Annotated in this window: 26 protein-coding genes; 13 read left to right on the forward strand and 13 right to left on the reverse strand. The window is 70.0% G+C overall.

Translation table 11 applies throughout. From position 1 onward, the window contains the following. Positions 1–48: 48 nt before the first annotated feature. Entirely contained in the window at positions 49–1,332 is a 1,284-nt protein-coding gene (locus ACFYO2_RS28540; protein ID WP_388354823.1) for an adenylosuccinate synthase, read from the forward strand. A 70-nt stretch (positions 1,333–1,402) separates the two neighbouring features. Here ACFYO2_RS28540 and ACFYO2_RS28545 read toward each other — a convergent pair whose 3' ends face one another. The 6 genes from ACFYO2_RS28545 to ACFYO2_RS28570 all read right to left on the reverse strand — a co-directional run bounded on the left by ACFYO2_RS28545 (position 1,403) and on the right by ACFYO2_RS28570 (position 8,982). Then, the gene (locus ACFYO2_RS28545) at positions 1,403–2,008 is read right to left on the reverse strand and encodes a Uma2 family endonuclease (protein WP_388354824.1); all 606 of its coding nucleotides are present in this window, start codon (positions 2,006–2,008) and stop codon (positions 1,403–1,405) included. 150 nt (positions 2,009–2,158) lie between these two features. Further along, positions 2,159–3,910, reverse strand: coding sequence for an RICIN domain-containing protein (locus tag ACFYO2_RS28550; protein ID WP_388354826.1), 1,752 nt, complete (start codon positions 3,908–3,910; stop codon positions 2,159–2,161). A 65-nt stretch (positions 3,911–3,975) separates the two neighbouring features. Further along, positions 3,976–4,797: a carbohydrate ABC transporter permease gene (locus tag ACFYO2_RS28555; protein WP_388354828.1), complete on the reverse strand. Its 822-nt coding sequence runs from the start codon at positions 4,795–4,797 to the stop codon at positions 3,976–3,978. Continuing rightward, on the reverse strand, positions 4,794–5,780 hold the full coding sequence (locus tag ACFYO2_RS28560) for a carbohydrate ABC transporter permease (RefSeq protein ID WP_388354830.1): 987 nt from the start codon (positions 5,778–5,780) through the stop codon (positions 4,794–4,796). Before ACFYO2_RS28560 ends, ACFYO2_RS28555 begins: the two co-directional genes overlap by 4 nt. 9 nt (positions 5,781–5,789) lie before the next feature. After that, a complete protein-coding gene (locus tag ACFYO2_RS28565) occupies positions 5,790–7,037 on the reverse strand; it encodes an extracellular solute-binding protein (protein WP_388354832.1) in 1,248 nt (415 codons plus the stop codon). Between the two features lie 43 nt (positions 7,038–7,080). Further along, positions 7,081–8,982 carry a glycoside hydrolase family 127 protein gene (locus ACFYO2_RS28570; protein ID WP_388354834.1) on the reverse strand — a complete coding sequence of 634 codons (1,902 nt, stop codon included), beginning with the start codon at positions 8,980–8,982 and terminating at the stop codon, positions 7,081–7,083. Positions 8,983–9,166: 184 nt separating this feature from the next. Here ACFYO2_RS28570 and ACFYO2_RS28575 point away from each other — a divergent pair, with 184 nt between their 5' ends. The 3 genes from ACFYO2_RS28575 to ACFYO2_RS28585 all read left to right on the forward strand — a co-directional run bounded on the left by ACFYO2_RS28575 (position 9,167) and on the right by ACFYO2_RS28585 (position 12,607). Beyond that, positions 9,167–10,219, forward strand: a complete 1,053-nt coding sequence (locus tag ACFYO2_RS28575; protein WP_388354836.1) for a LacI family DNA-binding transcriptional regulator — start codon at positions 9,167–9,169, stop codon at positions 10,217–10,219. Between the two features lie 191 nt (positions 10,220–10,410). Next, a complete protein-coding gene (locus tag ACFYO2_RS28580; RefSeq protein ID WP_388354837.1) occupies positions 10,411–12,216 on the forward strand; it encodes a bifunctional metallophosphatase/5'-nucleotidase in 1,806 nt (601 codons plus the stop codon). A gap of 97 nt (positions 12,217–12,313) precedes the next feature. Further along, positions 12,314–12,607, forward strand: a complete 294-nt coding sequence (locus tag ACFYO2_RS28585) for a hypothetical protein (protein WP_388354839.1) — start codon at positions 12,314–12,316, stop codon at positions 12,605–12,607. Positions 12,608–12,652: 45 nt separating this feature from the next. On the opposite strand, the gene ACFYO2_RS28590 is transcribed toward ACFYO2_RS28585, so the two are convergent. The 3 genes from ACFYO2_RS28590 to ACFYO2_RS28600 all read right to left on the reverse strand — a co-directional run bounded on the left by ACFYO2_RS28590 (position 12,653) and on the right by ACFYO2_RS28600 (position 15,729). Continuing rightward, positions 12,653–13,303 carry a hypothetical protein gene (locus tag ACFYO2_RS28590; protein ID WP_388354841.1) on the reverse strand — a complete coding sequence of 217 codons (651 nt, stop codon included), beginning with the start codon at positions 13,301–13,303 and terminating at the stop codon, positions 12,653–12,655. Positions 13,304–13,434: 131 nt separating this feature from the next. Next, the gene (locus ACFYO2_RS28595; protein WP_388354843.1) at positions 13,435–14,136 is read right to left on the reverse strand and encodes a GntR family transcriptional regulator; all 702 of its coding nucleotides are present in this window, start codon (positions 14,134–14,136) and stop codon (positions 13,435–13,437) included. Positions 14,137–14,373: 237 nt separating this feature from the next. Further along, entirely contained in the window at positions 14,374–15,729 is a 1,356-nt protein-coding gene (locus ACFYO2_RS28600; RefSeq protein ID WP_388354844.1) for an aspartate aminotransferase family protein, read from the reverse strand. A 180-nt stretch (positions 15,730–15,909) separates the two neighbouring features. On the opposite strand from ACFYO2_RS28600, the gene ACFYO2_RS28605 reads away from it, so the two are divergent. From ACFYO2_RS28605 to ACFYO2_RS28615, 3 genes are all read left to right on the forward strand, one after another. Further along, positions 15,910–16,518, forward strand: coding sequence for a type 1 glutamine amidotransferase family protein (locus ACFYO2_RS28605; protein ID WP_388354846.1), 609 nt, complete (start codon positions 15,910–15,912; stop codon positions 16,516–16,518). After that, on the forward strand, positions 16,515–16,976 hold the full coding sequence (locus tag ACFYO2_RS28610; RefSeq protein WP_388354847.1) for a MarR family winged helix-turn-helix transcriptional regulator: 462 nt from the start codon (positions 16,515–16,517) through the stop codon (positions 16,974–16,976). The genes ACFYO2_RS28605 and ACFYO2_RS28610 overlap by 4 nt, the downstream gene beginning before the upstream one ends. A gap of 83 nt (positions 16,977–17,059) precedes the next feature. Then, positions 17,060–19,123 (forward strand): protein kinase, encoded by a 2,064-nt coding sequence (locus tag ACFYO2_RS28615; protein ID WP_388354849.1) that lies wholly within the window; start codon positions 17,060–17,062, stop codon positions 19,121–19,123. 216 nt (positions 19,124–19,339) lie between these two features. On the opposite strand, the gene ACFYO2_RS28620 is transcribed toward ACFYO2_RS28615, so the two are convergent. Beyond that, positions 19,340–20,077 (reverse strand): SLATT domain-containing protein, encoded by a 738-nt coding sequence (locus ACFYO2_RS28620; protein ID WP_388355143.1) that lies wholly within the window; start codon positions 20,075–20,077, stop codon positions 19,340–19,342. A 262-nt stretch (positions 20,078–20,339) separates the two neighbouring features. On the opposite strand from ACFYO2_RS28620, the gene ACFYO2_RS28625 reads away from it, so the two are divergent. The 3 genes from ACFYO2_RS28625 (at position 20,340) to ACFYO2_RS28635 (ending at position 22,038) form a co-directional block, all read left to right on the forward strand. Then, positions 20,340–20,687 carry a YbaB/EbfC family nucleoid-associated protein gene (locus ACFYO2_RS28625; RefSeq protein WP_388355145.1) on the forward strand — a complete coding sequence of 116 codons (348 nt, stop codon included), beginning with the start codon at positions 20,340–20,342 and terminating at the stop codon, positions 20,685–20,687. A 102-nt stretch (positions 20,688–20,789) separates the two neighbouring features. Then, entirely contained in the window at positions 20,790–21,389 is a 600-nt protein-coding gene (recR, locus tag ACFYO2_RS28630; RefSeq protein ID WP_266436168.1) for a recombination mediator RecR, read from the forward strand. Next, a complete protein-coding gene (locus tag ACFYO2_RS28635) occupies positions 21,382–22,038 on the forward strand; it encodes a DUF5063 domain-containing protein (RefSeq protein WP_388354851.1) in 657 nt (218 codons plus the stop codon). Before recR ends, ACFYO2_RS28635 begins: the two co-directional genes overlap by 8 nt. Positions 22,039–22,071: 33 nt before the next feature. On the opposite strand, the gene ACFYO2_RS28640 is transcribed toward ACFYO2_RS28635, so the two are convergent. After that, a complete protein-coding gene (locus ACFYO2_RS28640) occupies positions 22,072–23,457 on the reverse strand; it encodes a sigma-70 family RNA polymerase sigma factor (protein ID WP_388354853.1) in 1,386 nt (461 codons plus the stop codon). 121 nt (positions 23,458–23,578) lie between these two features. Here ACFYO2_RS28640 and ACFYO2_RS28645 point away from each other — a divergent pair, with 121 nt between their 5' ends. Then, on the forward strand, positions 23,579–23,992 hold the full coding sequence (locus ACFYO2_RS28645; protein ID WP_388354854.1) for an SsgA family sporulation/cell division regulator: 414 nt from the start codon (positions 23,579–23,581) through the stop codon (positions 23,990–23,992). Between the two features lie 337 nt (positions 23,993–24,329). Continuing rightward, on the forward strand, positions 24,330–24,512 hold the full coding sequence (locus ACFYO2_RS28650; RefSeq protein ID WP_388354855.1) for a DUF397 domain-containing protein: 183 nt from the start codon (positions 24,330–24,332) through the stop codon (positions 24,510–24,512). Positions 24,513–24,573: 61 nt separating this feature from the next. Here the strand turns inward: ACFYO2_RS28650 and ACFYO2_RS28655 are convergent, their stop codons facing one another. Together ACFYO2_RS28655 and ACFYO2_RS28660 are read right to left on the reverse strand one after the other, a co-directional pair. Continuing rightward, positions 24,574–25,524 carry an SDR family NAD(P)-dependent oxidoreductase gene (locus ACFYO2_RS28655; protein WP_388354856.1) on the reverse strand — a complete coding sequence of 317 codons (951 nt, stop codon included), beginning with the start codon at positions 25,522–25,524 and terminating at the stop codon, positions 24,574–24,576. Positions 25,525–25,615: 91 nt separating this feature from the next. Continuing rightward, positions 25,616–25,852, reverse strand: a complete 237-nt coding sequence (locus ACFYO2_RS28660; RefSeq protein WP_388354857.1) for a hypothetical protein — start codon at positions 25,850–25,852, stop codon at positions 25,616–25,618. A 52-nt stretch (positions 25,853–25,904) separates the two neighbouring features. On the opposite strand from ACFYO2_RS28660, the gene ACFYO2_RS28665 reads away from it, so the two are divergent. Next, positions 25,905–26,441 carry a GNAT family N-acetyltransferase gene (locus ACFYO2_RS28665; RefSeq protein WP_388354859.1) on the forward strand — a complete coding sequence of 179 codons (537 nt, stop codon included), beginning with the start codon at positions 25,905–25,907 and terminating at the stop codon, positions 26,439–26,441. Positions 26,442–26,715 lie beyond the last annotated feature (274 nt).

Genomic DNA, 26,715 nt, shown 5'->3' on the forward strand with positions numbered 1-26,715 from the left:
GTACGCCTCTGACCTTGGACATGCCCCGCCCGGAAGGGGTGTACGCGCGTGCCCGCACTTGTGCTGCTCGGTGCTCAGTGGGGTGACGAAGGCAAGGGAAAGGCAACCGACCTGCTCGGTGGCTCGGTGGACTATGTGGTGCGCTACCAGGGCGGCAACAACGCCGGCCACACGGTAGTCGTGGGCGATCAGAAGTACGCCCTCCACCTCCTCCCTTCCGGAATCCTCTCGCCGGGGTGCACCCCGGTCATCGGCAACGGAGTCGTCGTCGACCCGTCGGTCCTGTTCTCCGAGCTGAACGGACTGAACGAGCGCGGCGTCGACACGTCCAAGCTCCTGATCAGTGGTAACGCCCACATCATCACGCCGTACAACGTCACCGTCGACAAGGTGACGGAACGCTTCCTCGGGAAGCGGAAGATCGGGACCACCGGGCGCGGCATCGGCCCGACGTACGCGGACAAGATCAACCGTGTCGGCATCCGCGTCCAGGACCTGTACGACGAGTCGATCCTCACGCAGAAGGTCGAGGCGGCCCTCGACGTCAAGAACCAGATCCTCACCAAGCTGTACAACCGGCGCGCGATCGCCGTCGACCAGGTGGTCGAGGAGCTGCTGACCTACGCCGACAGGCTCGCGCCGTACGTCGCGGACACGGTCCTGGTTCTCAACCAGGCCCTGGAGAACGACAAGGTGGTCCTCTTCGAGGGCGGCCAGGGCACCCTCCTGGACATCGACCACGGCACGTATCCCTTCGTCACCTCCTCGAACCCGACCGCGGGCGGCGCCTGCACGGGCTCCGGGGTCGGCCCGACGAAGATCAGCCGGGTCATCGGCATCCTGAAGGCGTACACCACCCGAGTGGGCGCGGGCCCCTTCCCCACGGAGCTCTTCGACGAGGACGGCGAGGCGCTGCGCCGCATCGGCCACGAGCGCGGTGTCACCACCGGCCGCGACCGCCGCTGCGGCTGGTTCGACGCGGTGATCGCCCGCTACGCGACGCGGGTCAACGGCCTGACGGACTTCTTCCTCACCAAGCTGGACGTCCTGACCGGCTGGGAGGAGATCCCGGTCTGCGTGGCGTACGAGATCGACGGCAAGCGCGTTGAGGAACTCCCCTACTCGCAGTCCGACTTCCACCACGCGAAGCCGGTCTACGAGACCCTCCCCGGCTGGTCCGAGGACATCACCAAGGCGAAGTCCTTCTCCGACCTCCCGAAGAACGCCCAGGACTACGTCAGGGCGCTGGAGGAGATGTCCGGCGCCCCGATCTCCGCGATCGGCGTGGGCCCGGGCCGGGACGAGACGATCGAGATCAACTCGTTCATCTAGTACGGCCCTTCAGCAGAGTTCTCATGGGTGTGCCCCCGTCCGGGATCGGACGGGGGCACACCCATGAGGCTCACGCTTCGGTTGCCTCGGGGGCCTGGAAACCAGTGGTGTCGAGTGTGCAGTCGAACGGCGCCGGGATCTCGATCTTCTCGCCGAACGGCTTGGTGAGGCGGGCCGTGTAGCCCTCGGCGGTCGGCGCCCACAGCACGGTCGCCTTCTCCTCCTGCATGTCCAGGATCAGGTAGACCGGCACGCCTGCCTTCCCGTACGTCTCGACCTTGTCGGTCAGGTCGTCGTCGCGGGTGGCGGAGGAGGTCAGCTCGGCGACGAAGGAGAGGGCTTCTCCGTCGAGGCGGTTGCTGGCCGTCTCGTACGTTTCCTCGTGCGCGGCGTGGATGTCGGGTCCGTACGCCCGCTCGACCCCGGGGAAGACGAACAGCTGAGGAGTCCGCTCGATGCTGTGTCCCGCGGGGAGACGCGGCTCGAGCTGCTTGCACACCAGCTTCATGACGCGGGTGTAGTAGCCCTTCGACCACGGCGACACGACGATGTTCCCCCTGATGATCTCGGCCTTGTAGCCGTCCGGCACATGCAGCTCGTCGAGGAGGTCCAGGAGACCCTCGAAGCCGTGGGGCTCGGTGCCGCTTATCGTCGGTCGCTCAATCATCAGTGTCATGATGCGCCCTCCCCTCCAAGATCTGCCATACGCCACTCAGGGTAGTCGACCGAACACGCACCCGTACGGAGATCGTCTCACCCCAACCGCTCCACACGAGTGCGCCCCCGGCCGACATCCGGGGGCGTACTCGTACCTGGGGATCCGGCCTCAGCGTGAGGTCAGTCTCCACAGGTGGTCGGCGGTGCCGTTGTCGGCCCACTGGAGGACCTGGGCGCCGGAGGAGGTGCTCATCTGGTCCACGCCGAGCAGGCGCCCGCTGTTGTAGTTGGCGATCTTGTAGTAGCCGTCGCGGGCCGGTATGACCTGCCAGAGGTGGTCGGCGGTGCCGTTGTCGCCCCAGATCAGGGCCGTGCCGCCGTCGGCGGTGCTCATGGCGTTGATGCCGAGGAGCAGGCCGCTCTTCTGGTTGACGATCTTGTAGAGGCCCGAACCCGCCGCAGCCAGGGTCCAGTTCTGGTCGGTGCCGGTGGTGGACGTGGCCTGGACGACCGAGGTGCCCTGAGCGGTGGCCGCGTTCAGGGTGTCCAGGGCGAGACCGCTGTTCTTGTTGGTGATCTGGTAGCGCCCGGCGAGTGAGGTGTTGGTGCCGCTCGGGGTGATCACCAGGTGGTAGCCGTCGGCGGCGTTCATCGTGACCGGCACGGTGACGGAGCCGCCGGACACCGTGTAGTCGGCGTCGGAGATGGTGATCGGGCCGGGGGACGCGGTAGTGCGGCCGGTGTTGGGGGAGTACTCCAGCTTGACGTGGACCGTACTGCCGAACGCCGACAGGGACGACAGGCCGTTGACGGTCACCGCGCAGGAGCCCGTGCAGCCGCCGGCGACGACGCTGATCTGGTTGCCCGCGCTGTTGCGGGCGGCGATGCCGTCGATTCCGGTCTGTGCGGGAGGCGTGGTCACGAGCATGTTCCCCGACATGTCGCCGTACCACTTGTACGTCCAGTACGAGCCGTTCGGCGAGCCGCCGGTGTCGGTCAGGGTGTCGCCGAGGGTGCCGTAGTGGTTCCAGAAGGCGAGTTCGGCGTCCCGGACTCCCGTCCGCTCGAACTTGGCGGCGTAACCGACGAGGGCGCCGGAGTTGCCCATCTCGGCGGGCGTGCCGTACTCCTCGATGGAGATCGGCCGCGGGCTGATGCCGAGGCTCGACTCCAGGGACCGGTACGCGGAGACGTGCGCGGCGATGTCCTTGCTGCCGTTCAGCTCATGCCAGGCGATGACGTCGGGGACGGTGCCGCTCGCCTTGGCGTCGGTGAGGAACGAGCTCATCCAGGACTGGTTCCACGCCGAGTAACTGGGGCCCTGGATCGGGGTCGTGGTGTCCTTGGCGCGGACCTCCTTGAACGTGCGCGCCCATCCCGCGTTGAACGCGCCCGCGTTGGTGGTGTCCCAGGTCCAGTCGGGCTCGTTCCACAGCTCGTACGCGCTGATGTTGGTGGCGCCGGAGGACTGCACCGAGGCGACCTGCTTGTCGACGGCGGACAGCCAGTCGGCCCAACTCACCCATTTGTAGGGGAAGTTCGGGTACCAGTCCGGCATGCGGACGACCACCTTGGCGCCGGCGCGGTCCGCCTTCGGTGCCACGACGAGGGCGTCACCGGCCGGTTTCGGTTCGCCGTTGGGGAGTTGGCTGCCGCCCGGGGCCATCTGCACGAAGGTGTTCGGCTTGAGGGCGGTGACCAGGCTGTCGGAGGGGGTGGAGGCGTCGGCGAGGCCGTAGAGGCTGCCGGTCGCGACGTGGGTGACCGGGCGCAGGGTCTGGTTGGCGTTGACGACCAGGGTGGTGGCGGAGGTGGGGACCGCCTCGGCGGACGGCACGGTGAGGGCGAGTGCCGTGACGGTCAGCGCGGCGCCGAGGGCGGCGGTCAGGCGGCCGGGGGTGGGGGGTCTCGTGCGGCTCATGACAGGGGTTCTCCTCGACGGAGGGGATGGGGGGATGGGGATGGGGGATGGAGGTCTCGCGCGGTTCAGTCCTTCACCGCGCCCGCGGTGACACCCGCGGCCACGTAGCGCTGGGCGAGTACCAGCAGGACCGCTGCGGGGACGGACGCGACGACGGCGGTGGCCATGATCGCGTTCCACTCCTGGTTGTTGTTGCCGATGTACTTGTAGATGCCGAGGGTGATCGGCCTCCAGTCGCCGCCGCCGTCCAGGGTGTTGGCGAAGACGAAGTCGGACCAGGCCCACAGGAAGCTGAAGAGCGAGACGGTGACGACGGCGTTGCGGCTCACGGGCAGGACGATCGACCAGAAGGTGCGGAAGGTCCCGGCGCCGTCGATGCGGGAGGCCGCGATGAGCTCGCCGGGGATGCCCGACATGAACGCCGTGAAGATCATGACGCCGAAGGGCACGGCGATGGTGGAGTCCGCGACGATCAGGCCCCACCAGGAGTTGAGCAGCCCGAGGTCGAGGAAGATGCCGTAGAAGCCCATCGCCATGACGATCCCGGGGATCATCTGGGCGACGAGGAGGACCAGTCCCAGGGCGCCGCCTCCGAGCGGGCGCAGCTTCGCCAGTGCGTAGCCGGCCGGGGCCGCGAGGACGAGGGTGAGGGCGACCGTGCCGAGGCCGATGAGCAGGCTGGTGCCGAGGTACGGCATCTGGTCGTCGAGGACGGCCCAGTAGCCCTCGAAGGTGGGGTGCAGCGGGAACAGGTCGGGCGGGGTCTTGCGCATGTCCTGCTGCGGGGTGAGGGACACGTTGAGCATCCAGTACACCGGGAACAGCATCAGCGCGGTGAGGACGAGCCCGATGACGGTGTAACGGCGGGAACCGGTACGCGACTTCACGTCTCCTGCCTCCTCTGGCCGGACTGGACGCGGATGTACAGCAGGCCGAAGACGAGGGCGATGAGGATGAGGATGTTGCCGACCGCCGCCCCCGGGCCGAACTTGGGCAGCAAGGTGCCGAATCCGAGCTGGTAGGACCAGGTCGCCAGGGTGGACGAGGCGTCGCCGGGGCCGCCCTTGGTCATGATCCAGATCAGGTCGAACACCTTGAGGGTGTAGACGAGGCCGAGGAGCAGGGTGATCGCCGACACCGGCCGCAGCAGCGGGAAGGTGATCCGGCGGAACTGCTGCCAGGCACTCGCCCCGTCGAGGGACGCCGCCTCGTACAGCTCGCCCGGGATGTTCTGCAGCCCGCTGTAGAGGATGACCAGGTTGAACGGGATGCCGATCCAGATGTTGGCGATGATCACCGAGGTGAGCGCCCAGTCCGGCGAGGTGAGCCAGCCGACGGGATCCACGCCGAAGAAGTGGAGGAAGTAGTTCACCACGCCCGACTCGCTGTTGAGCATCCACGACCACGAAGACGCCGACACGATCAGCGGCAGCAGCCACGGGATGAGGAACAGGGCGCGGAGGGTCGGGGCCAGGCGGAAGTGCCGGTTGAAGAAGACCGCGAGGGCGAGGCCGATGACGTACTGGAAGGCGATCGACACGAAGGTGAAGATCATGGTGTGGCGCATCGCCGGGCCGAACGTCGGGTCGTCGAGCACCTTCTGGAAGTTGTCCCAGCCGGAGAACGGCGCGTCCCCCGCCACGAACGACCGGACGGTGTAGTCGCGCAGGCTCAGGTCGAGGTTGCGGTAGAGGGGATAGACGTAGAACGCGGCGAGGTAGGCGAGCAGCGGGGCGACGAAGGCGAGGGCGGTCAGCCGGCTGCGGCGCCGCTGCCGGCGCCGCAGCGGCAGTGAGTCGGTGCCACCCGTACCGCTCGCCTTCGACACGGCCCCGGCCCGCCGCGGGCGGTCGACTCGGGCGATGGTCATGGCTCAGGCCTAGCCCTTCTCGGCGCTCGACTGGGCCGTGTCCAGGGCGTCCTTGGGGCTCTTGCCGCCGGACAGGGCCGACTGGACGGCGGTCCACATCGGCTGCGAGATGGTCGGGTACTTCGAGCCCAGACCGCCGCTGGTGCGGCCGCGGGCCGCGGCGACCGCGCTCACCCACGGCTCGAGCTTCGGGTTCGCCGCCACCTGCTTGGTCTGCACGGCGCCCGTCGGGGCGATGTACGTCAGGGTCGTGTCCGTGGCCAGCAGGTTGGTGTCGTTGGTCAGACACTCGACGATCTTCTTGCTGACGTCGTAGCGGGCGCTGTCCTTCTGGACGGGCACGGTGACGAACTCGCCGCCGGTCGGCACCGGCGCCGAACCGCCGTTTTGCGCGGGGACGTTGACGACGCCGTAGTCGAAGCCGGCTTTGTCGGCGTTGCCGAGCTGCCAGGTGCCGTTCTCGCCGAAGGCGTAGTCGCCGGTGGCGAACTCCTGCCAGCTGGTGGTCTGCGTGTTCTGGAGGACGTCCTTGGGGGCCAGTCCGTCGTCCACCCACCCCTTCCACAGCGACAGCGCGGCCACGCCCTTGTCGGAGTTCAGCTTCGTGAGATCGCCGCCCGCGCCCCAGAACCAGGGCAGGAACTGGAAGCTGCCCTCCTCCGTGTTGATCGCGGAGAAGGTGATGCCCTTCTTGCCGGCCGCCTTGACCTTCTGCAGGGCCGCGGTGAGGGACTTCCAGTCCTTGATGGTGGCCGGGTCCACGCCGGCCGCCGACAGGACCTTCTTGTTGTAGTAGAGGGCGAGCGTGTTGGCGCCGATGGGGACCCCGTAGGAGGCGTCGTCGATCGTGCCCGCGCCGATGATGTTCTTCTGGATCGACTTGGTGTCGAGGCCCAGGTCGCTCGTCTTGTTGAGGATCCCCGCCTCGACGAGCGTGGAGACGACCGGGTTGTCCACCAGCATCACGTCGGGTGCGTTGCCCTGCTGGGCCGCCAGCAGCGCCTTGTTGCCGAGGTCGGTGGTGTCGTACGCGGTGCGCTTGACGGTCACCCCGGCCTTCGTCCCGCACCCGCTGACGAGCTTGCCCCACGGGGAGGAGGCGTCGAACTGCGGGTACGGGTCCCAGAAGGTGTACGTCCCTCCGGACGCGTCGGAGGAGCCCGACCCGTCGTCGGAGCCGCCTCCGCATGCGGTGAGGGAGGCGAGGGTGCCGACGGCGGCGAGCGCGGCCAGGAGTGTGCGGCGGGTGGGTATCACGGGGTGACCTCGTTGTCGTGGAAGAGGGGAAGGCAGGGGGACTTCAGGAGGTGGGCAGCCAGACGCGCATGCTGCCGTCCTCGCGGTTGGCCCAGGCGTAGTAGGGGACGGCGGTCAACTCGACGGGTTCGCCGTCCTGTCGGTCCGACTCGTCGGCGGGGGCGTACGGCCACCAGCCCGCGTCCGGGAGGTGCCGCCGGCTGCCCGCCGCCACGACCGTGGTGACGCCGCCGAGCAGGTCCGGGCGGTGCTTCACGGCGAGCGGGCGGGTGGTGTCGACGACGATGTCGTCCAGGCCGCCGCCGGGGTGGTCGACCCCTTCGAGGCAGTAGACGAGGGGCCCGCGTTCGATGGCCACGCAGCCGCGTACGGCGTCCACGCGCGGGTCGGCGGCGGTCAGCCGCGGCTCCAGGGGGAGTTCGAGGACGACCTGGTCCCCGGGCGCCCAGGTCCGTTCCAGCCGCAGCCAGCCGTCGGCCACGGGACCCTCGTACGTCTCCTCCCCGCATCGCGCGCGGAAGTCGCGGCACCACTGGGGCACCCGGAGAGACAGGGTCCAGGGGTGGTCCGCCGGGGTCTCCTCGACGGTGAGGGCGATGGTCCCGTGCCAGGGGTAGTCGGTCTCGCAGCGGACGGTGAGGTCGCCGGCGGTGTAGCGGCCGGTGACGTACTGGTGGATCTGGAGTCCCTGCTCGTCACCGCTGGCCAGATAGTGCTCCAGGGAGGCCAGCAGCCGCATCACGTTCGGCGGGCAGCAGGCGCAGCGGAACCAGCGGGTGCGCCGGGCCGACTGGTCGCCGCCGGGGTCGGTGTGGCCGTCGCGGACCTGGAGCGGGTTGACGTAGAGCCAGCGTTCGCCGTCCAGTGACACCCCGGCGAGGAAGCCGTTGTAGAGGGTGCGTTCGATCAGGTCGGAGTAGCGGGCCTCGCCGGTGAGCAGGGCCATGCGCCAGCTCCACTGGACGGAGGCGATGGCGGCGCAGGTCTCGCAGTAGGCGCGCTCGTTGGGCAGCTCGTACGGGTCGCCGAAGTCCTCCTCGTCGTGGTGGGCGCCGAGGCCGCCGGTGAGGTGGGTCTTGGTGGTGGTCATGGCGTGCCACAACCGTTCGGCGGCGGTGCGGAGTTCGGCGTCGCCGGTCTCGGTGGCCAGGTCGGCCGCGGCGGCCAGCAGGTAGAGCTGTCGTACGGCGTGCCCCTCGACGTTCGTCGCCTCGCGCACCGGGAGGCGGTCCTGGCAGTAGGCCTCGCCGCCGAGCAGCCCGTGACCGTGCCGGTCGACGAAGTAGGCGGCGAGGTCGAGGTAGCGGCGCTCGCCGGTCTCCCGGTACAGCTCGACCAGGGCGGTCTCGACCTCGGGGTGGCCGTCGATGCCGTCGATGGGCTTGCCGCTGCCGGGCGGGCCGAAGACGGAGTCGACGTGGTCGGCGAACTTACGGGCCACGTCGAGGAGTTCCGGGCGGCCGGTGGCGCGGTGGTGGGCGACGGCGGCCTGGATGAGATGGCCCGCGCAGTACAGCTCGTGCCCCCAGCGCAGGTCCTGGTAGCGCTCGCCGCCCTTGACCAGCTGGAACCAGGTGTTGAGGTAGCCGTCGGGCTGCTGGGCGGCGGCGACGAGGTCGGTGATCCGGTCGACGTGCGCTTCGAGGTCCCCGGCCGGCCCCTGGGCGAGCTGCCAGGCGGCGGCCTCCAGCCACTTGTAGACGTCCGTGTCCATGAAGGGGTAGCCGCCCTGGAACTCGCCCTCGCCCGTGCCTGCCGCGAGCCGCAGGTTGTGCAGGTTCCCGGCGGACTCCAGCAGTTCGGGGCCCTGCGGGACGGAGGTGCGGGCGTTGACCTCGCGCCGGGTGTGCCACAGGCCCGCCTCGATGACGGCGGCGGCGGGACGCAGCGCGACGCGGGCGTCCGGGCCGAGGCGGACGGGGCCGATGGGGGTGCGGCGGGGCATGGCTCTCCGGGGGTCGGGGAAGCGTGTGTGAGCAATCGTTTTCCTGCTGGGAAAGTAGAGGGGAGGCGGCAAGTCGGGTCAAGAGGCACGACAAGAGATTTTCCTGATTTCTCACGGGCTGGAACTCGACACCCTTCGATGCCACGATGGTGGGCAGCGTTGTCACCCAGGAAAAGGTTTGCTCGTGACCCATGCCGCAGGTGCAGGTGCAGGTGCTTCAGGCTCTTCCCCCGGCGGCCGAGCCCGGCTCGCCGACGTCGCCGCGCTGGCCGGCGTCAGCGTGGGCACGGCCTCCAAGGCGCTCAACGGCGGCGGGAGGATGCGCCCGGAGACCCGCCGGCGGGTACTGGACGCCGTGGACCAGCTCGGCTTCCGCCCCAACCAGCACGCCCAGAGCCTGCACACCGGCCGCAGCTGGACGGTCGGCCTGATGACCACGGACGGCATCGGCCGCTTCAGCACACCGGTGCTCCTCGGCGCCGAGGACGCGCTCGGCGCCGGCAAGATCTCGGTCCTGCTGTGCGACACGCGCGGCGACGCCATCCGGGAACAGCACCACCTGCGCAACCTCATCGACCGCCGGGTGGACGGCATCATCGTCACCGGCCGCCGCACGGACCCGCGCCCCCCGCTGACCGGCATCAGCGGCCTGGAGGCGATCCCCGTGGTCTACGCCCTGTCACCCTCCACGGACCCGGCCGACACCTCGGTCGTCTCCGACGACCGGGGCGGCTCCCAGCTCGCCGTGGAACACCTCCTGTCCGCCGGCCGTACCCGCATCGCCCACGTCACCGGCCCCGAACACCACGCCGCCGCCCGCGACCGGGCCCGCCACGGGGTGGAGCACCTGGAGGATGCCGGGTTCGAGCTGTCCACCGGCCGGGTCCACTTCGGCGAGTGGAGCGAGGCGTGGGGCCGCCGCGCCGCCGACGCGGTGCTGCGTACGGCCCCGGAGACGGACGCCTTCTTCTGCGGCAACGACCAGATAGCGCGGGGCGTGGCGGACGCGTTGCGCGAGCGGGGCGTGAACGTCCCCGGCGAGATCGCCGTCGTCGGCTACGACAACTGGGACACGATGGCCCTGGCCTCCCGGCCGCCGCTCACCACGATCGACATGAACCTCGCGGAGATCGGCCGTATCGCGGCACTGCGGTTGCTGGAGGCGATCGACGCGGAGGGCGCTGCGCCGGGGCTGCACACGGTCCCCTGCCGGTTGGTGGTGCGGGAGTCGACGTGAGGGCCGGCAGGTGGCCGTCCCGTGCCGCGTGCCCGTGCTCTCCTCGCACTTTCCGTTAATTGACCCTCCCATGGCCTTAATTGACCGGTCGATGGCCTGTTCCTGGTTCTCGACGGGGCCGAGCGCGGCGACGATCTACGCGTGTAGTCCCGCACGGCTCGCCGCTCCCTCCCGTCCACCCAGGAGAACGCATGCCCGTCAGTCCCATGAACCGCCGTGAGTTCGTGCAGAAGTCGGCCGTCACCGGTGCGGCCGCAGCCGTCGTCGGGTCCGCCGCCGGACCCGCGCAGGCCGCCGTACGGAAACCCGAACACACCCCCCGCACCTGGTCGTTCTCCATCCTCGGCACCACCGACCTGCACAGCCACGTCTTCGACTGGGACTACTACACCGACGCCGCCTACAAGGACGCCAAGGGCAACTCCGTCGGCGTCGCCCGGGTCGCCACCCTCATCAAGCAGCAGCGGGAGGCCAAGGGCGAGCACCGCGTCCTGCTGGTCGACGCGGGCGACATCATCCAGGGGACGTCACTGGCGTACTACTACGCGCGCGTGGAACCCATCACCGGCACGGACGCGCCCCAACACCCCATGGCCGTCGCCATGAACCACATGCGCTACGACGCCGCCGCCCTCGGCAACCACGAGTTCAACTACGGCATCGACGTGCTGCGCAAGTTCGAGAGCCAGTGCCGTTTCCCGCTGCTCGGCGCGAACGCGCTCGACGCGAAGACGCTCCGTCCCGCCTTCCAGCCGTACACCGTCAAGCGGATCCGCGTGCCGGGGGCGCCGGACATCAAGGTCGGCATCCTCGGCCTCACCAACCCGGGCATCGCCCTGTGGGACAAGGACAACGTCAGCGGCAGGATGGTCTTCCCGGGGCTGGTCGAGCAGGCGAAGAAGTACGTTCCGCGCATGCGCGCCCTCGGCTGTGACGTCGTCTTCCTCACCGACCACTCAGGCCTGGACGGGTCGTCGTCCTACGGCGACGAACTCCCGTACGTCGAGAACGCGTCGAACCTCGTGGCGCAGGAGGTCCCCGGCATCGACGCGATCCTCGTGGGCCACACGCACGTGGAGGTGTCGTCCTACACGGTCGCCAACAAGGAGACCGGCAAGGAGGTAGTCCTGTCCGAGCCGTACTGCTGGGGCCAGCGGCTGACCGTCTTCGACTTCGACCTGACGCTGGTCCGGGGCCAGTGGAAGGTCACGGCCGTCGCCGCGCAGACCCTCAACCCCAACGGGGTGGACGAGGACCCGGAGATCACCGAACTCCTCCAGGCGGACCACGAATTGGTGGTCAAGTACGTCAACACCCCCGTCGGCACCTGCGCCGAGGACCTGTCGGCGGCTCAGGCGTGCTGGAAGGACGTGCCCGTCATGGACTTCATCCACGAGGTACAGACGCAGACCGTCAAGGCGGGCCTGTCCGCGGCGGACGCGGCTCTCCCGCTGATCTCGGTCGCCGCTCCCTTCAGCCGCACCGCCGACATCCCGGCCGGCGCGGTCACCATCAGGGACATCGCCGGGCTCTACATCTACGACAACACCCTGTACGGCAAGAAGCTCACCGGCGCCCAGCTGAAGGACTACCTGGAGTACGCGGCGAAGTACTACCACCGGGTCCCGACGGGCACCGCCGTCGACACCGCCACTCTCACCAACGCCAACAGCTTCTGGGACTACATGTACGACACGGCCGCCGGCGTCTCGTACGAGATCGACATCGCGCAGGCCGAGGGCTCGCGTATCAAGAACCTCACGTACGACGGGAAGGCGGTGAGCGACGACCAGGTCTTCGTCGTCGCCGTCAACAACTACCGCGCCAACGGCGGTTCCGGCTACCCGCACATCGCCGCCGCCGACATCGCGTACAGCTCCACCAACGAGATCCGCCAGCTGATGATCGACTACGTGATGGCGAAGGGGGCCCTGGACCCGGCGGACTTCGCGGCCACGAACTGGAAGCTGACGCAGGACGGGACGCCGGTGTTCTGAGGCCACGGAACGGCGACTGAACATGTAGGAACCAATCAGACTTACCGGGCATAACCTGAGTCCGTATGCGTGTGTCGACGCGAAGAAGGTGAGTGGGATGCGCGTACTGCTCAAGGCGTCCATGGACACGGAGAAGGCGAACGAGGCCATCCGGAACGGCACCCTGGGGAAACTGATCCAGGAGTCGGTGGAACAGATCAAGCCCGAAGCGGCCTACTTCACCGTCGAGAACGGCCAGCGCACCGCCTTCCTGGTATTCGACATGCAGGACAGCTCCCAGATGCCTGTGATCAGCGAGCCCTTCTTCCTCCAGCTGGGCGCCAAGATCTCCTATACGCCGGTCATGAACCTCGACGACGTGCAGAAGGGCCTCTCCCAGCTGGGCCGCTGACCACCGGCACAGCCCTGGGGCCCGATGCCTCAGGGCCGCCAGGACTCAGCTGAAGATGATCATCGACCCCTGCGCCAGGCTCCGTGTCGCCGCCGCGTGCAGCCCCAGCCAGACGTGACGTTCACGGGCGAAGGGGCTGGGATCGTACGGCGGCGGTACGGCCGGCTCCTCCAGCTCCGTGGGACCGAGCGGCGCTTCCGGGGGCGCCGGAGGGTTGGCCGGGTCGATGCCGAGGGACGGGGCGACGTACTCCAGTTCCCGCAGCAGCGTCTGGGACGAGCCCAGCGGGCCGCCGCCCGCGAGGAGTTCGTCGTTGGAGAGGGGGTGCGGGAAGTCCACCGGGACGTACGCGCCCGCGTGGTCGTAGTGCCACACGAGGTGCGACTGCTGGGCCGTCGACTCGAACATCTCCAGCAACTGCTCGTAGTCGCCGCCCAGTTCGTCCACCGGTGTCACCGGCAGCCCGCACACCTGGAGCAGATAGGCGCGGCGCAGGAAGTGCAGCGCGTCGTAGTCGAAGCCGGCCACCGGGGCGACCTCGCCGGACAGTCCCGGCATGTACTGGTACACCGGCACCGGCGGTAGCCCGGCCTCGGCGAGCACCTTGTTGTATTGCGCGAGTTCCTCGGCGAACGGATTGTCCGGGGTGTGGCACAACACGTCCACAAGCGGCACCAGCCACAGGTCACAGGCCAAAAGTCAGCTCCTCGGTCACTCGCAGCGCTGCGGTCGTCACAGTGGATGTCACACGGTGGTCAAGGCAGGGTAGTCGGTGCGGTGCGGACTTCGCTGCCGTCGTGCAGGTCCCTTACCCGTGCCCGCCCCGCTCATCCGGCGGCGAGGCGTTCGATCAGAGCCAGCATGTCCGAGTTGTACGCGGCGAGGATCGAGCGGGCGGCCTTGGTGTCGCGCTCCGCCAGGGCGTCCACGAGTTCGGTGTGGCCGGACCACAGGCTGCCGCGCAGGTCGGTCAGCCGGCGCAGGTGCTGGACCGTACAGACCCAGGACTGCACACGCAGCCGGTGCAGGAAGTCGGTGAGGTAGGCGTTGCCGAAGAGGGTGCTCAGTTCGCGCCAGAAGCGCAGGTCGTAGCCGATCAGGACGGTGACGTCACCGGCGGCGGCGGCGCGCTGCGCCTCCTCGCCGCGGCGGCGTACGCCCGCCACGGCGGCGGCCGTACGGGGGTCGTCGAGATCGCGGTAGCCCCGGTGGCCGTTGTCCAGCGCCTGGAACATCCCCTCGATGACCAGGCCGCGGGCCTCGATGATGCCCCGGAAGTCCTCGTACGAGTACTCGTGCACGCGAAAGCCCCGGTGCTGGTCGGCCTCGAGGAGCCCCTGCGCGGAGAGATCGACCAGCGCCTCGCGCACGGGCGTCGCGGAGACGCCGTACTGGTCGGCGATCTCCTTCACCGTGAATTCCTGCCCCGGCTGGAGCCGCCCGGCCAGCACCTCGTCACGAAGCGCGTCGGCGATCTGCTGCCGCAGGGTGCTGCGGGTCACGGCGCCGTTGCCGCCAGGACCGGGCATCGTCAGGGCGTCTCCTCGTCGCGAGCGGGTGGCGTGTACGTACATGTCTACGAACACGCCACCTTACGCGTTCGATCTCGCGGGGAAGTTTTCGAGCACGCAGCTGCGGGCAGTCGTGCCGCTGGGGCGATGGGGGTCCCCCCGCTCGAGCGAAGCCGAGAGTGGGGGAGGGTGGGCGCGGCGGCACCCGGTAGCGCCGGGCTGGGCGACCACCCCCCGCCCAGCCCTGACGCCGGGCTACGCCGTGAACTCGTCCGCCACCGACAGCGCCGCGTCCAGCACCGCCAGCCCCTCCTTCAGCTCCGCCTCACCCGCGTTGCACGGCGGCACCACATGCGTCCGGTTCATGTTGATGAACGGCCACACACCCCCGGCCTTCACGGCGGCGCCGAACGCGGCCATCGGCGCGTTCGCCTCACCGGCCGCGTTGTACGGCACCAGCGGCTCGCGCGTCTCCTGGTTCTTCACCAGCTCGATCGCCCAGAACATGCCGACGCCCCGCACCTCGCCCACCGACGGGTGCCGCTCGGCCAGCTCCCGCAACGCCGGTCCGACGACGTCCGCCCCGAGCCGGGCCGCGTTCTCGACGACGCCCTCCTCGGCCATCACGTTGATCGTCGCGACGGCCGCCGCACACGCCAGCGGATGCCCCGAGTACGTCAGCCCGCCCGGGTAGGGCCGCTTGGCGAAGGTCTCCGCGATCGCCCCGGAGATCGCGACACCGCCGAGCGGCACATACCCGGAGTTCACGCCCTTCGCGAAGGTCATCAGGTCCGGCACGACGTCGAACAGGTCCGCCGCGAACCACTCGCCGGTCCGCCCGAATCCGGCCATGACCTCGTCCAGGACGAAGACGATGCCGTACGTGTCGCAGATCTCACGGACGCCCGCGAGATAGCCCGGCGGCGGGACCATGATCCCGGCCGTCCCCGGAATCGTCTCCAGGACGATCGCGGCGATGGTCCCCGGTCCCTCGAAGGCGATCGTCGTCTCCAGGTGTTCAAGAGCCCGCGCGCACTCCTGCTCCTCGGTCTCGGCGTAGAAGCGGGAGCGGTACAGGAAGGGCGCCCAGAAGTGCACGACACCGGCCGCGGCACCGTCGGACGCCCAGCGGCGCGGGTCACCGGTGAGGTTGATCGCCTGCTGGGTGCCGCCGTGGTACGAGCGGTACGCCGACAGCACCTTCGGCCGCCCCGTGTGCAGCCGCGCCATGCGGACCGCGTGCTCCACGGCGTCGGCACCGCCGTTGGTGAAGAAGATCTTGTCCAGGTCGCCGGGCGTCCGCTCGGCGATCAGCCGCGCCGCCTCCGACCGCGCCTCGATCGCGAACGCGGGCGCGAACGTGGTCATGCTCGCGGCCTGTTCCTGTATCGCCGCGACGACCTTCGGGTGCTGGTAGCCGATGTTGGTGTAGACGAGCCCGCTGGTGAAGTCGAGGTACCGCGTGCCGTCGTAGTCCCAGAAGTACGACCCCTCCGCGCCGGCGACGGCGAGCGGGTCGATGAGTTCCTGCGCGGACCAGGAGTGGAACACGTGCGCACGGTCCGCGGCCTTCACGGCGGCGCCGACCTCGGGGTTTGGCTGAGGGGTCATGCGCCCGAGCGTAAATGTCCGCGATGCGGAAGCGGTATCGGCGTCCTGTCTGTGGACGGGGGGATTCCGCGACAGGTTGTCGAAGGAGGGACCAGCCAAGAGCTATTGACAGCTTCCTGTCGAAATGACAGTATGTTGTCATCATGGAATAGGGAATCAGGAGTCATCCGGGAGGCAGTCATGAGTCGCAAGCCCGTGCATCACGCCGTGTACGACACTTGTGCGGATTGGGAGACCGGCCACGCGACGGCCCATCTCGCCCGCGCGGGGTGCGAGATCCGGACGGTCGGCCCGACCCGGGAGCCGGTCACCTCCATCGGCGGTCTGCGCGTCCAGCCGGACCTGGCGCTGGACGACGTACGCCCGCAGGACAGCTCCCTGCTGATCCTTCCGGGCGCCGACCTCTGGGACGCATCGGACGACCTCGCCCCCTTCGCCCGCAAGGCGAGGGAATTCCTGGACGCCGGCGTGCCCGTCGCCGCGATCTGCGGGGCCACCGCCGGACTCGCCCGCGAGGGGCTGCTCGACGACCGCGACCACACCAGCGCGGTCTCCTTCTACCTGGCGGCGACCGGGTACGGCGGCGGCGAGCGGTACGTCGACGCGGACGCCGTCACCGACCGCGGCCTGATCACCGCCGGCCCCACCGAACCCGTCGCCTTCGCCCGCGAGATCCTCGGGCTGCTCGGGGTGTACGAGGGCGAGCTGCTCGACGCCTGGTACCGGCTGTTCCACGACTCCGACCTCGAGGCGTACGCCGTACTGGAGAAGGCCGGGGCGCGGCGGTGAGCCGTGAGCGGCAGGACCTGCTCAGCCGCAGCGCGCTCGGCGTCTTCCGGCTGAATGGTCAATTCCTCGCCGTGGCCGAGGAGTTGGCGAAGCCCGCCGGGCTCACCGCCGCCTGGTGGCAGGTGCTCGGGGCGGTGCTGGGCGAGCCGCTGCCCGTCTCCGGCATCGCCCGCGCGATGGGCATCACCCGGCAGAGCGTGCAGCGCATCGCCGATCTGCTGGTGGACAAGGGGCTGGCCGAGTACCGGCCCAACCCCGCCCACCGGCGCGCCAAATTGCTGGCGCCCACGCAGGAGGGGCGGGCGGCGGTGTCCCGCATCGACCCCGGACACGCGGCCTTCGCCGACCGGCTCGCCGAGGCGTACGGCGACGAGGCCGAACTCGCGGACGCCGTACGGGCGCTGGAACGGCTGTCCAAGGTGCTCGAACAGGTGGGTCCGCCTGTTACGGAACCGTAGACAACGCCCAGCTCACCGCGCCGTGACCCCGCACTATCCTCGGTCTGTTGCTCACGTGCGGGGCGGGGGAAGGCGGCGCAACGATGGAGAAACTGGGGCCCGGAGATCCCATGCGGATCGGCGCGTACCGGCTGTTGGCGCGGCTCGGCGCCGGCGGGATGGGGCAGGTGTACCTGGCCCGGTCCGACCGGGGACGTACGGTCGCCGTCAAGCTGGTGCGGGAGGAGCTGGCCGCGCAGGACGAGTTCCGGGCGCGGTTCCGGCAGGAGGTACAGGCCGCGCGGCAGGTCGGCGGGTACTGGACGGCGCCGGTGCTGGACGCGGACACCGAGGCCGCGGTGCCGTGGGTGGCCACCGGGTATGTCGCCGGGCCGAGCCTCCAGCAGGTCGTCGGCCACGACCACGGGGCGCTGCCCGAACGCTCGGTCCGCATCCTCGCGGCCGGACTGGCGAACGCGTTGCAGGACATCCACGCCGCCGGGATCGTCCACCGCGACCTCAAGCCGTCCAACGTGCTGGTGACGATCGACGGCCCGCGGGTCATCGACTTCGGCATCGCGCGGGCCCTGGAGACGGTGACGGACGAGGGACTGACCAGGACCGGCGCGCTCGTCGGCTCGCCGGGCTTCATGGCGCCCGAGCAGGTGCGGGGCGACCGGATCACCCCCGCCTGCGACGTCTTCTGCCTCGGCTCGGTGCTCGCGTACGCCGCGACCGGCAAGCTTCCCTTCGGCACCGCCAACAGCGGTGTCCACGCCCTGATGTTCCGCATCGCCCAGGAGGAGCCCGACCTCGAGGGCGTACCCGAGGGCATCGCCGACCTCGTACGCGCCTGCCTGAAGAAGGAGCCGGGGGCGCGTCCGACGCTGGGCCGGATCCTGGAGCGTACGGGGGCGGAGGACACGGTGGCCGGGGGACGGTCGCGGGATCCGTGGCTGCCGGGGACGCTGGTGGCCCAACTGGGACGGCATGCGGTGAGGTTGCTGGACGCGGAGGACCCGGACGGGGTGGGGGGTGGAGCGGGGCCGGTTCCCGAGGCGCCTCCGGAGGCGCCACCCGAGCACACCGCCGTAGCCGATGGCTCGTCTCAGCCCCCGTCCCTGTCCCCGACCCCGGATCCGAATCCGAACGCTGGTCGGATCCCCGCTCCGATCTCGCACCAGACCCCCGGCGCGACCCCTGCCCCGCCCGTGCCCGGACAGCCGGGCAGTGGCGCGCGGCTGGACCACCTGCCCACCGTCGTCGCGGGCCAGGGCGGCCAGACGCCCCCGCCGGGAACCGTGGGCAGCCACGGCACACCGCCGGCCCCCGGCGCCTACGGGAACCCCGCACCAGGCGTCCCCGCCCAGGCCCACCCCACGCACGGCTACCCCCGACAACACCCGCAGCCCACGGCGTACGGCTATCCGCACCAGCCCGGCACCCCTGGCACCCCCGCCGCCTGGACGGCGCCCCCCGGAGCGCCCGGCACCCCACCGCCCGCACCGCCGTACCACCACAGCCAGTACGGCAGCCTCGGCCAGACCCCGCCCTACGGCCCGCCCCCCGCCACTCCCACTCCGCCCGGTAGGAACAACCGCTCCACCGTCGTACTCGTCCTCATCGCCCTGGTCGTCGCCCTGGCCGCCGGCGGCTCGGTCTTCGCCCTGCTGAGCGGTGACGGCGACAAGGAGGCAGCCGGGGGGACCACCACCCCCTCAGCGACCGCTCCCACCACCCCCGGCGAGAGCACGCCCGAAGACCCGTCCTCCCCGTCCCCCTCGCAGCCGACGACCTCCGCCCCGCCGTCGGACGGCACGATCCCGGCCGACTACCTCGGCACCTGGACCACCACGATCGACAACGCCGACGGCCTGCACACCCGCGAACTGACCGTCCAGCAGGGCGAGGTGGGCGACACGGTCCTGTCCCTCGTCGCCGACGGCCCCACCGCGAACGGCACCTACCACTGCGTGTTCCAGGCGGCCCTGGCCGAAGTGCCGGCCGGGGACGGCCCGTTGAGCATCGGCCCGTCAACGGTCACGAGCGGCGAACCGCGCTCCTCCTGCACGCCGGGAGCGCCGACCGAGATCACCCTGCTCCCGGACGGCACCCTCCAGCGCACGAACACCGGCACGGACGAAAAGCTGACGTACACCAGGCAGTGACACCCAGCAGCCTGCATCTCTGCGCGGACGACTGACGAGCACCGGCCCGCACCACTCAGCCCGTCCGGCGTTTGAGGACGAGGCCCGTTCAGGGCCGAAGGGGGGTGCGGGGGGCGCGGCCCCCCACCGGGGTCGAAGGGGCAGCGCCCCTGGGGACGGGACGGGAAGGGGCGGCGGGGGCGAGAAACCTCCCACGCCCACCACGACCACGCACACTCACCGCGGCTCCGGCGGCCGCTGCCGAGGCATGTTCGGCCGAGCCCCCGCCCCCGGCGGCAACGGAAACCGCCCGTGCCCCGTACCCCCCGTGTCCTGCCGCTGCCCCACAACCCCCACCGACTGGATCCCCAACGGCGCCGCCCCCGTCCGGAACTCCACCATCCAGTCCGCCGTCTCCACCCGCACCAACTCGGTCACGTCCTCCGAGAACCGACGCAGCACCCCGAGACACCGATCCGCCGCCTCGCTCGCCGTCCCGTCCGCCGGCCCCAGAACCTCCCGGACGCTCTCCGACGCCCAGTCGAACTGCAGCGCCTGGAGCCGCCGCTGCACGGCCTGTGCCGTGGCCACGTCCCTTATCCACCCGGACGTCACCCCGAAGTAGCGGTCCGCGGCCACACACGCCACCGCCAGCAGCAGCGAGAGATAGCCCCAGGGCGCGACACCGCCCACGACCCCCGTCATGTCCAGCAGCGGCAGCGCGGCCCCCGCCACCGCACCCACGGCCGCCCCCACCCGCAGCACCCGCGCCCCGCGCCGCTTCCACACCCGGTCCGCGAGATACCAGGACGCGGTCTCCAGCGCCCCGCGCTCCACCCACCGGTACAGCTCGTCCAGCCGTACGGCGGGCTCGCCCCAGTCCCCGAGCGGAAACGCCCGCCCGGTCAGATCGCCCGGCCGCAGCTCGGCCGCCCCCTCACCCCGCCCGTCCTGAGGCGGACCCTCGGGCTGCATCTCCGGCTGCTGACCCACCCGGCACTCCCTACCTGATCCCGACCGATCACGCTGTGCGACCACATGTGTGCCCACGTGCAACTCTTACTACCTCCCAATGGGTGGCGAAGGCCTGGGTTTCATTACTTTTCCGCCCGGAAGTGGGTCTTGATCAGGTATAGGACTCATGGTCGACTCACTCGAAAGAGTGCTGGAGCGACGGCCGCACAGACCACGTAGGCTCGTGCTGAACGGGAAAGGCGTCCCCGAGAAGGAGCTGATCGTGATCCCCGGTGGTGGCCAGCCGAACATGCAGCAGTTGCTGCAGCAGGCCCAGAAGATGCAGCAGGACCTGGCGAACGCGCAGGAGGAACTGGCGCGGACCGAAGTCGAGGGCCAGGCCGGCGGCGGCCTGGTGAAGGCGACGGTCACCGGCGCCGGCGAGCTGCGCGCGCTGAAGATCGATCCGAAGGCGGTGGACCCGGAGGACACCGAGACCCTCGCCGACCTGATCGTGGCGGCGGTCCAGGCGGCCAACGAGAACGCGCAGACCCTCCAGCAGCAGAAGCTCGGCCCGCTGGCCCAGGGCCTGGGCGGCGGCGGCAGCGGTATCCCGGGCCTGCCGTTCTGATCCGTCACAAACCGTGGCCCGGCCTGCCTTTCTAAGACGGGCACCGGCCAACTACCGTACGTACAGAAGGACCCCAGCAAGCACGGAAGGACGGGCAGTCCGTTGTACGAAGGCGTGGTCCAGGACCTCATCGACGAACTGGGGCGGCTCCCCGGCGTCGGTCCCAAGAGCGCGCAGCGGATCGCCTTCCACATCCTCCAGGCGGAACCGACGGACGTACGGCGGCTCGCGCAGTGCCTGATGGAGGTCAAGGCGAAGGTCCGCTTCTGCGCGACCTGCGGCAACGTGGCACAGGAGGAGCTGTGCAACATCTGCCGCGACACCCGCCGCGACCTCACGGTCATCTGCGTGGTGGAGGAGCCGAAGGACGTGGTGGCGATCGAGCGCACCCGCGAGTTCCGGGGCAAATACCACGTCCTGGGCGGCGCGATCAGCCCGATCGAGGGGGTCGGCCCCGACGACCTGCGGATAAGGGAACTCCTGGCGCGCCTCGCCGACGGCACGGTCACCGAGCTGATCCTCGCCACGGACCCGAATCTCGAAGGCGAGGCGACGGCCACGTACCTCGCCCGCATGATCAAGCCCATGGGCCTCAGGGTCACCCGCCTGGCCAGCGGCCTCCCGGTGGGTGGCGACCTGGAATACGCGGACGAGGTGACCCTCGGCCGCGCCTTCGAGGGGAGACGACTCCTAGATGTCTGACGCCACACTGCACGCAGCCCAGCAACCCGACGACTTCGCGGTCCAGATCGCGGACCAGGTCGAGAGCTTCCTGGTGGCCGTCACGGAGGTGGCGAAGGGCGACGAGCCGGACTCGGCGGTCCCCTTCCTCCTCCTGGAGGTCTCCCAGCTCCTCCTGGCCGGCGGTCGCCTCGGCGCGCACGAGGACATCGTCCCCGACGAGCGCTACGAGCCGGACCTCGGCCCGGAAGGCGACGTGGACGATCTGCGCGAGAACCTCGCCCGCCTCCTCGAACCCATCGACGTCTACTCCGAGGTCTTCGACCCCTACGAACCCCGCAAGGCTCCCGTCCCCGCCCGTATCTCCGACGACCTCACCGACGTCATCACCGACCTCCGCCACGGCATGGCCCACTACAAGGCCGGCCGCACCACGGAAGCCCTGTGGTGGTGGCAGTTCTCCTACTTCTCCAACTGGGGCTCCACGGCGTCGGCGGCCCTGCGCGCCCTCCAGTCGGTAGTGGCCCACGTCCGCCTGAACCAGCCCCTGGAAGAGCTCGACGGCCTGGACACGGACCAGTCGGTGGGCGACGACACCCTCGAGTTCGAGGCGGGCCGCGTGATGGCGGAGGAGATCGGCGGCCCGCTGGGCCTCCACCAGGCCAAGTAGCCGACCGGCAGCCCTCGCCGGCAGCCTTCGCCGTCAATCCCCGCAGTCGTCGCCGGGATCCGAGGGCGTCGGCTGTGGAGCGGGTGAGACCGGAGCGGGTTCGGCCGGCTTGGTCGGCTTGGCCGGTTCGTCCGTCGCCGGAGGGGCGGGGTGATCCCTGACCGGCTGGGGATCAGCGGGAGTTGGGGTGACCGGATCCGGCTCCGGCACGGGTGACGGAGCCGCCGGGGGTTCGGCCTTCGGCGCGTCGGTGGCCGGGGTTTCGGTGACGGGAGTCTCGGCGGCCGGGGTCTTGGCCTGAGGTGTCTCCGTCACCGGCGCCTCGGCGAACTCGACTTGAGCGGCCGAGGCGCCCTCTTCGCCCGCTTCCGAGGCCGGGCTCTGCGGCGGCTGCGCCACCGGCGCCTCGGCCACCGGCACCGGAGCCTTGGCCACCGGCCCCCGCGTCGCCGGAGCCTTGGCCACCGGCACCCTCTCCGACGGAGCCGGTCCCGGCCCCGGAGAGGAGTCGATCGCGCCGAGCGAGATGAGGAGCGCGACGGCGATACCGGCCACGGCCGCTCCGGCCCCGACCGCGGCCTTCGAACCACCGGTGACGACATCACGTATCCCGTGCAGCAGCCCACCGCCCTGTCCGCCCGCCGTGACCACGGCACCGGCGGACCCGGCGGCGAACGGCAGCAGGAACTTGCCCGCACCGCCCAGCACGAACACGAGCAGTGCCGGACCGACGAGCGCGGGCAGCCGGTTGTTGGCGTGGATCAGCACCGCGAGGCGCCCGCGGCAGTCGTCGCACGTGTCCACGTGGCCGAGCAGGCGCTCGGACTGCCGCGAGGTCGCGGTACCGCGCACGTAGGCGGGCATGCGCGCCCAATGGACCTGGCACGCGGGGTCGTCGGGAGCGCCGGTCTGCACCTGGAGGAAGGCCTGCCGCATGCCCTCGCGGGCCCGGTGCAGCAGCACGGCCGTCGCCCCCTGGTTGGACCCGATCTGCGCCCCGACCGCCGCCAGCGGCTGCCCCTCCGCCTCCGCCAGCCACAGTGCCTTCACCCAGCGCTCGGGCAACTGCCCCAGCACCCGCACCAGCAGGTCGACGGAGGACACCTGCTCGGCCGGGTCGACGGGGTCGTCCCGGGGTACGCCGCGCTGGGCTTGCTCGGGGACCTGCGGATCCCGAGGGGTCTCGCGTACTGCGCTCCCGGCGGCGGACGCAAGGTGCCGCACCGTCGTCATGAGATACGCGGGCACGTTGTCGATCTCGTGCCCGGCGGACAGCCGTCGCCACACGCGGAAATGCGCCTCGGCGACGAGATCCTCGGCGGTCCAGCTGTTCTTGGTGAGCGAGCGCGCGTACGCGACGAGGCGGGGCTGCTGCTCCTCGTAGAGCCGGGCGTACGTGGCGGTGGGACCGTCGTTCATGGCAGGAGTGTGTAATCCGAGATGGTGAAAGTCTCAATTAATGGCCGAAACGTGCCGTAGCTCACACGAGTTGACTTCAGGAAGGGCGTAATCAGGGGCCCGGTCGCGCGCTCTCACTGGCATGAACATCACTGTGGAACAGCCCATCGGCGCCCGCCTGGTCACCTCCGACGACCAGGAGCGCGCGATTCCGGCGACCCTCCGCTACACGTCCGCCGACCCGCTCGCCGTGCACGTCGGCTTCCCGGCCCACGTCACGCTCGACGGCGAGGACGTGACCTGGACCTTCGCCCGCGCGCTCCTGGAAGAGGGTCTCGGCGCCCCGGCCGGGATCGGCAGCGTGCACATCTGGCCCTGCGGACCACGCCGTACGTTCGTGGAGTTCCACGCGCCGCAGGGCGTGGCGCTGCTCTCGTTCGACACGCTGCTCCTGCGCCGCTTCCTGAACCGCTCGTACACCGTGGTCGAGCCGGGCGCCGAAGTCGCGGTCGCGGTCCTCGACCAGGACCTCACGTCTCTGTTCGGCGTGAACTGAAGAGCACCGCGCGCAGTTGGGCGGCACGGACGTACGGCGTCGTCGGCGTCGGCTCGCTGTACCAGCGCAGGGGCCACGTGTTGCCGTCGAGGGCGGGGATCCCGACGTACGTGAGGGTGCGATCGCCTCTGCTCCCGAACCGCTGCACTCCGAGCGGCCAGCTGTGCCGGCGCACCTCCCCGGGCGCCAGCAGAAAGTACGTCCACCGAAATCCCAGTGAACTGTCGGCCGATCCGGACGTTGTCAGCCGCGTGGCCGGGCGGCTTAGCATGATCCGCGCGCAAGCCCTCAGCCCTGCTGAGTCAGCCCGTTTCATCGAGCGGATGGTGGATCAGTGATGAGTGACCAGCTGATGTGGTTCAAGTCGAGTTACAGCGACGACGAAGGCGGCGACTGCGTCGAAGTCGCGTTCTCCACCCGCATCCACATCCGCGACTCCAAGGTCCCCTCGGGCCCCGAGCTCCGCCTCTCCGCCCCTGCCTGGGAGGCGTTCATTTCCGCAGTTCAGCCCGGAGCTTGAGCCTCGGGCTTCGAGCTCCTCCATGGGGTTTACCTCTTGGCCGAACGCGCGCGTGCCTGAACTATTCGGAGACGGTGCTGAGGTCGGCGCCGGTCAGGTCGCAGCTTGCGTCCCACAGCCGCCCCGCGACGGAGGCATCGGCGAGGTGGTTCCACAACGGTTCACGTCGGGGCTCGCCACGCAGGCCGAAGACGCGCGGTCCCCACAGCTGGCCTCCACGCACGGCCGGGTCGAGCACCGCCCGGACCGCGGGCCATGCGCCGGCGTGCTTGCCCTGGACGAGGAGCGCCGCAGGCGCCGCGCTCAGCCGTGCGCCGGTAGTCCGCACATGGACCGGTGGCCGTGACGGGGTGAGGGAGTCCAGCGCGCCGCCAGGATGGACCACCACGCTCGCCACCGTGCTGCCGGCAGCACGCAGGCGGCGGTCGAGTTCGACGCCGAAGTACATCTGCGCCAACTTGGAGCGTCCGTAAGTGCGCTTGGGCTGGTAATCCTTCCGGGACTGCAGGTCGCCCAGGTCGAGCCGCTCGGACTTTGCCGCGAAGCTGCCCATGGTCACAATGCGGGCCGCTGGCGTGGCCGACAACAGCGGCATCAGCCACTGGGTCAAGGCGAAGTGCCCGAGGTGGTTCGTGCCGAACATGAGCTCGTGACCGTCCCCGGTCTCCTTGCGCGGCGGGTCGTCAAGCGCGACGCCAGCGTTGTGGACTACCGCGTCAAGGCGTTCCACCTCCAGCGATTCCACCGCTGTTTCGAGCGACGAGAGGTCGGCGAGGTCCAGCCGTACGGCCCGCACTCGCGAACCGGGGACACGCGCACGGATCGAGGCCGTGGCGGCCTCGGCCTTGGCGGGATTCCGGCTGCCGAGTACGACGGTGGCTCCGGTGGCCGACAACTGCTCCGCGATGAAGTACCCGATGCCGGCGTTGCCGCCGGTGACCAGGAAGACGCGGTCATCGGCACCGGGGAGCCGTTGGACATTCCAGGGCGGGGTGGAGGATGTGGACGACATGGCGACGGGGCTCCCTTGCTATTGAAGGTGGCGGCGGCTGCTCCCTTGGGCAACTCGACACCCACGGTTCCAGCGGCCACCGACACATCGCCTATGGATCACCGACAGTCCCGCCGGACGGCCGATATCCCGCCGACGCGGTGCTGGCCCATGGGGTGCGGTGGAAGCCGTCGGAGGCCATGGTGATCCGGCCGACGGTGTCGATGACCTGGTGGACGCTGCCCGCCGGGCCCGGGGGCAGTGTGCCGTCCCGGCGCAGCGCCGTATCGAGGTCGTGCTCGTAGGCGGCGAGGTCCTCGTCGAGCTGCTGGTCCAGGGCGTACTGCATGTCGGCGGAGAATCGCTTGGCCAGTGCTCGGCGGAGAGATCATCATGTGGCGATGTCTGAGAACCGATCCTCTGTGGCACCGACCGTGATGCGGCTCCCCCAGTACACCAAGGCGGACCAGGAAGAGATCCTTGGCAACAGCGATGATCCCTTCGGTGTCGCCTCGACCGGTCTGACCTGGCTGCCGAAAGAAGAACACTTCGGCATCAGACACGAAGACCGGCTCGTGGCACACGCCGGCCTGCTGCGACTGCCTGTCGCGATCGGCGACGCCGCGACAGAGGTGGTGGGCGTCGGCGGGGTGGCCGTCGCACCCAGCATGCAAGGCCATGGCCTGGCTCGGCTCGTCGTCACAGCTGCCCTGGAGCACGCCCGCACGATGGGTCCTCAGCACGCACTCCTGTTCTGTCGGCCTCCCCTCGTGTCGCTCTACAAGCGCCTCGGATGGCACCCGCTCGACAACGACGTACTCGTCGAACAACCCGAAGGCCGGCTGGTGACCATGCCGCTGCGGACCATGGTGACGCCCCTGCGCGGCGATACCCGCTGGCCCTCAGGGCCAGTACGGCTGTTCTCGCTCCCTATGTGACGGAAGGCCACCCAGCACCGCGACCAGGGTTCACCCATCAGTGTCGGATCTCGGTTACGAACCCAACCCGCCTCACCTGATCGTTTGCCAACCAATCCAGTCGCCGCAGGTCAACGAGAACAGAACGACTAACTTCACTGTCAAAGGACAGCCGCGGTGGCGCCCCCCCAAGTGGTTCATCGAAGCTGGAAGCGTGATCATCCCTGATGTCTCCGTCTCGCCACGCTTCCTCACCCAGGACGACCGCATCGCAGAGTTCGCGGACTGAACGCCG

The sequence above is a fragment of the Streptomyces sp. NPDC006602 genome, from assembly GCF_042870385.1.
In the GTDB taxonomy this organism is placed as follows: domain Bacteria; phylum Actinomycetota; class Actinomycetes; order Streptomycetales; family Streptomycetaceae; genus Streptomyces.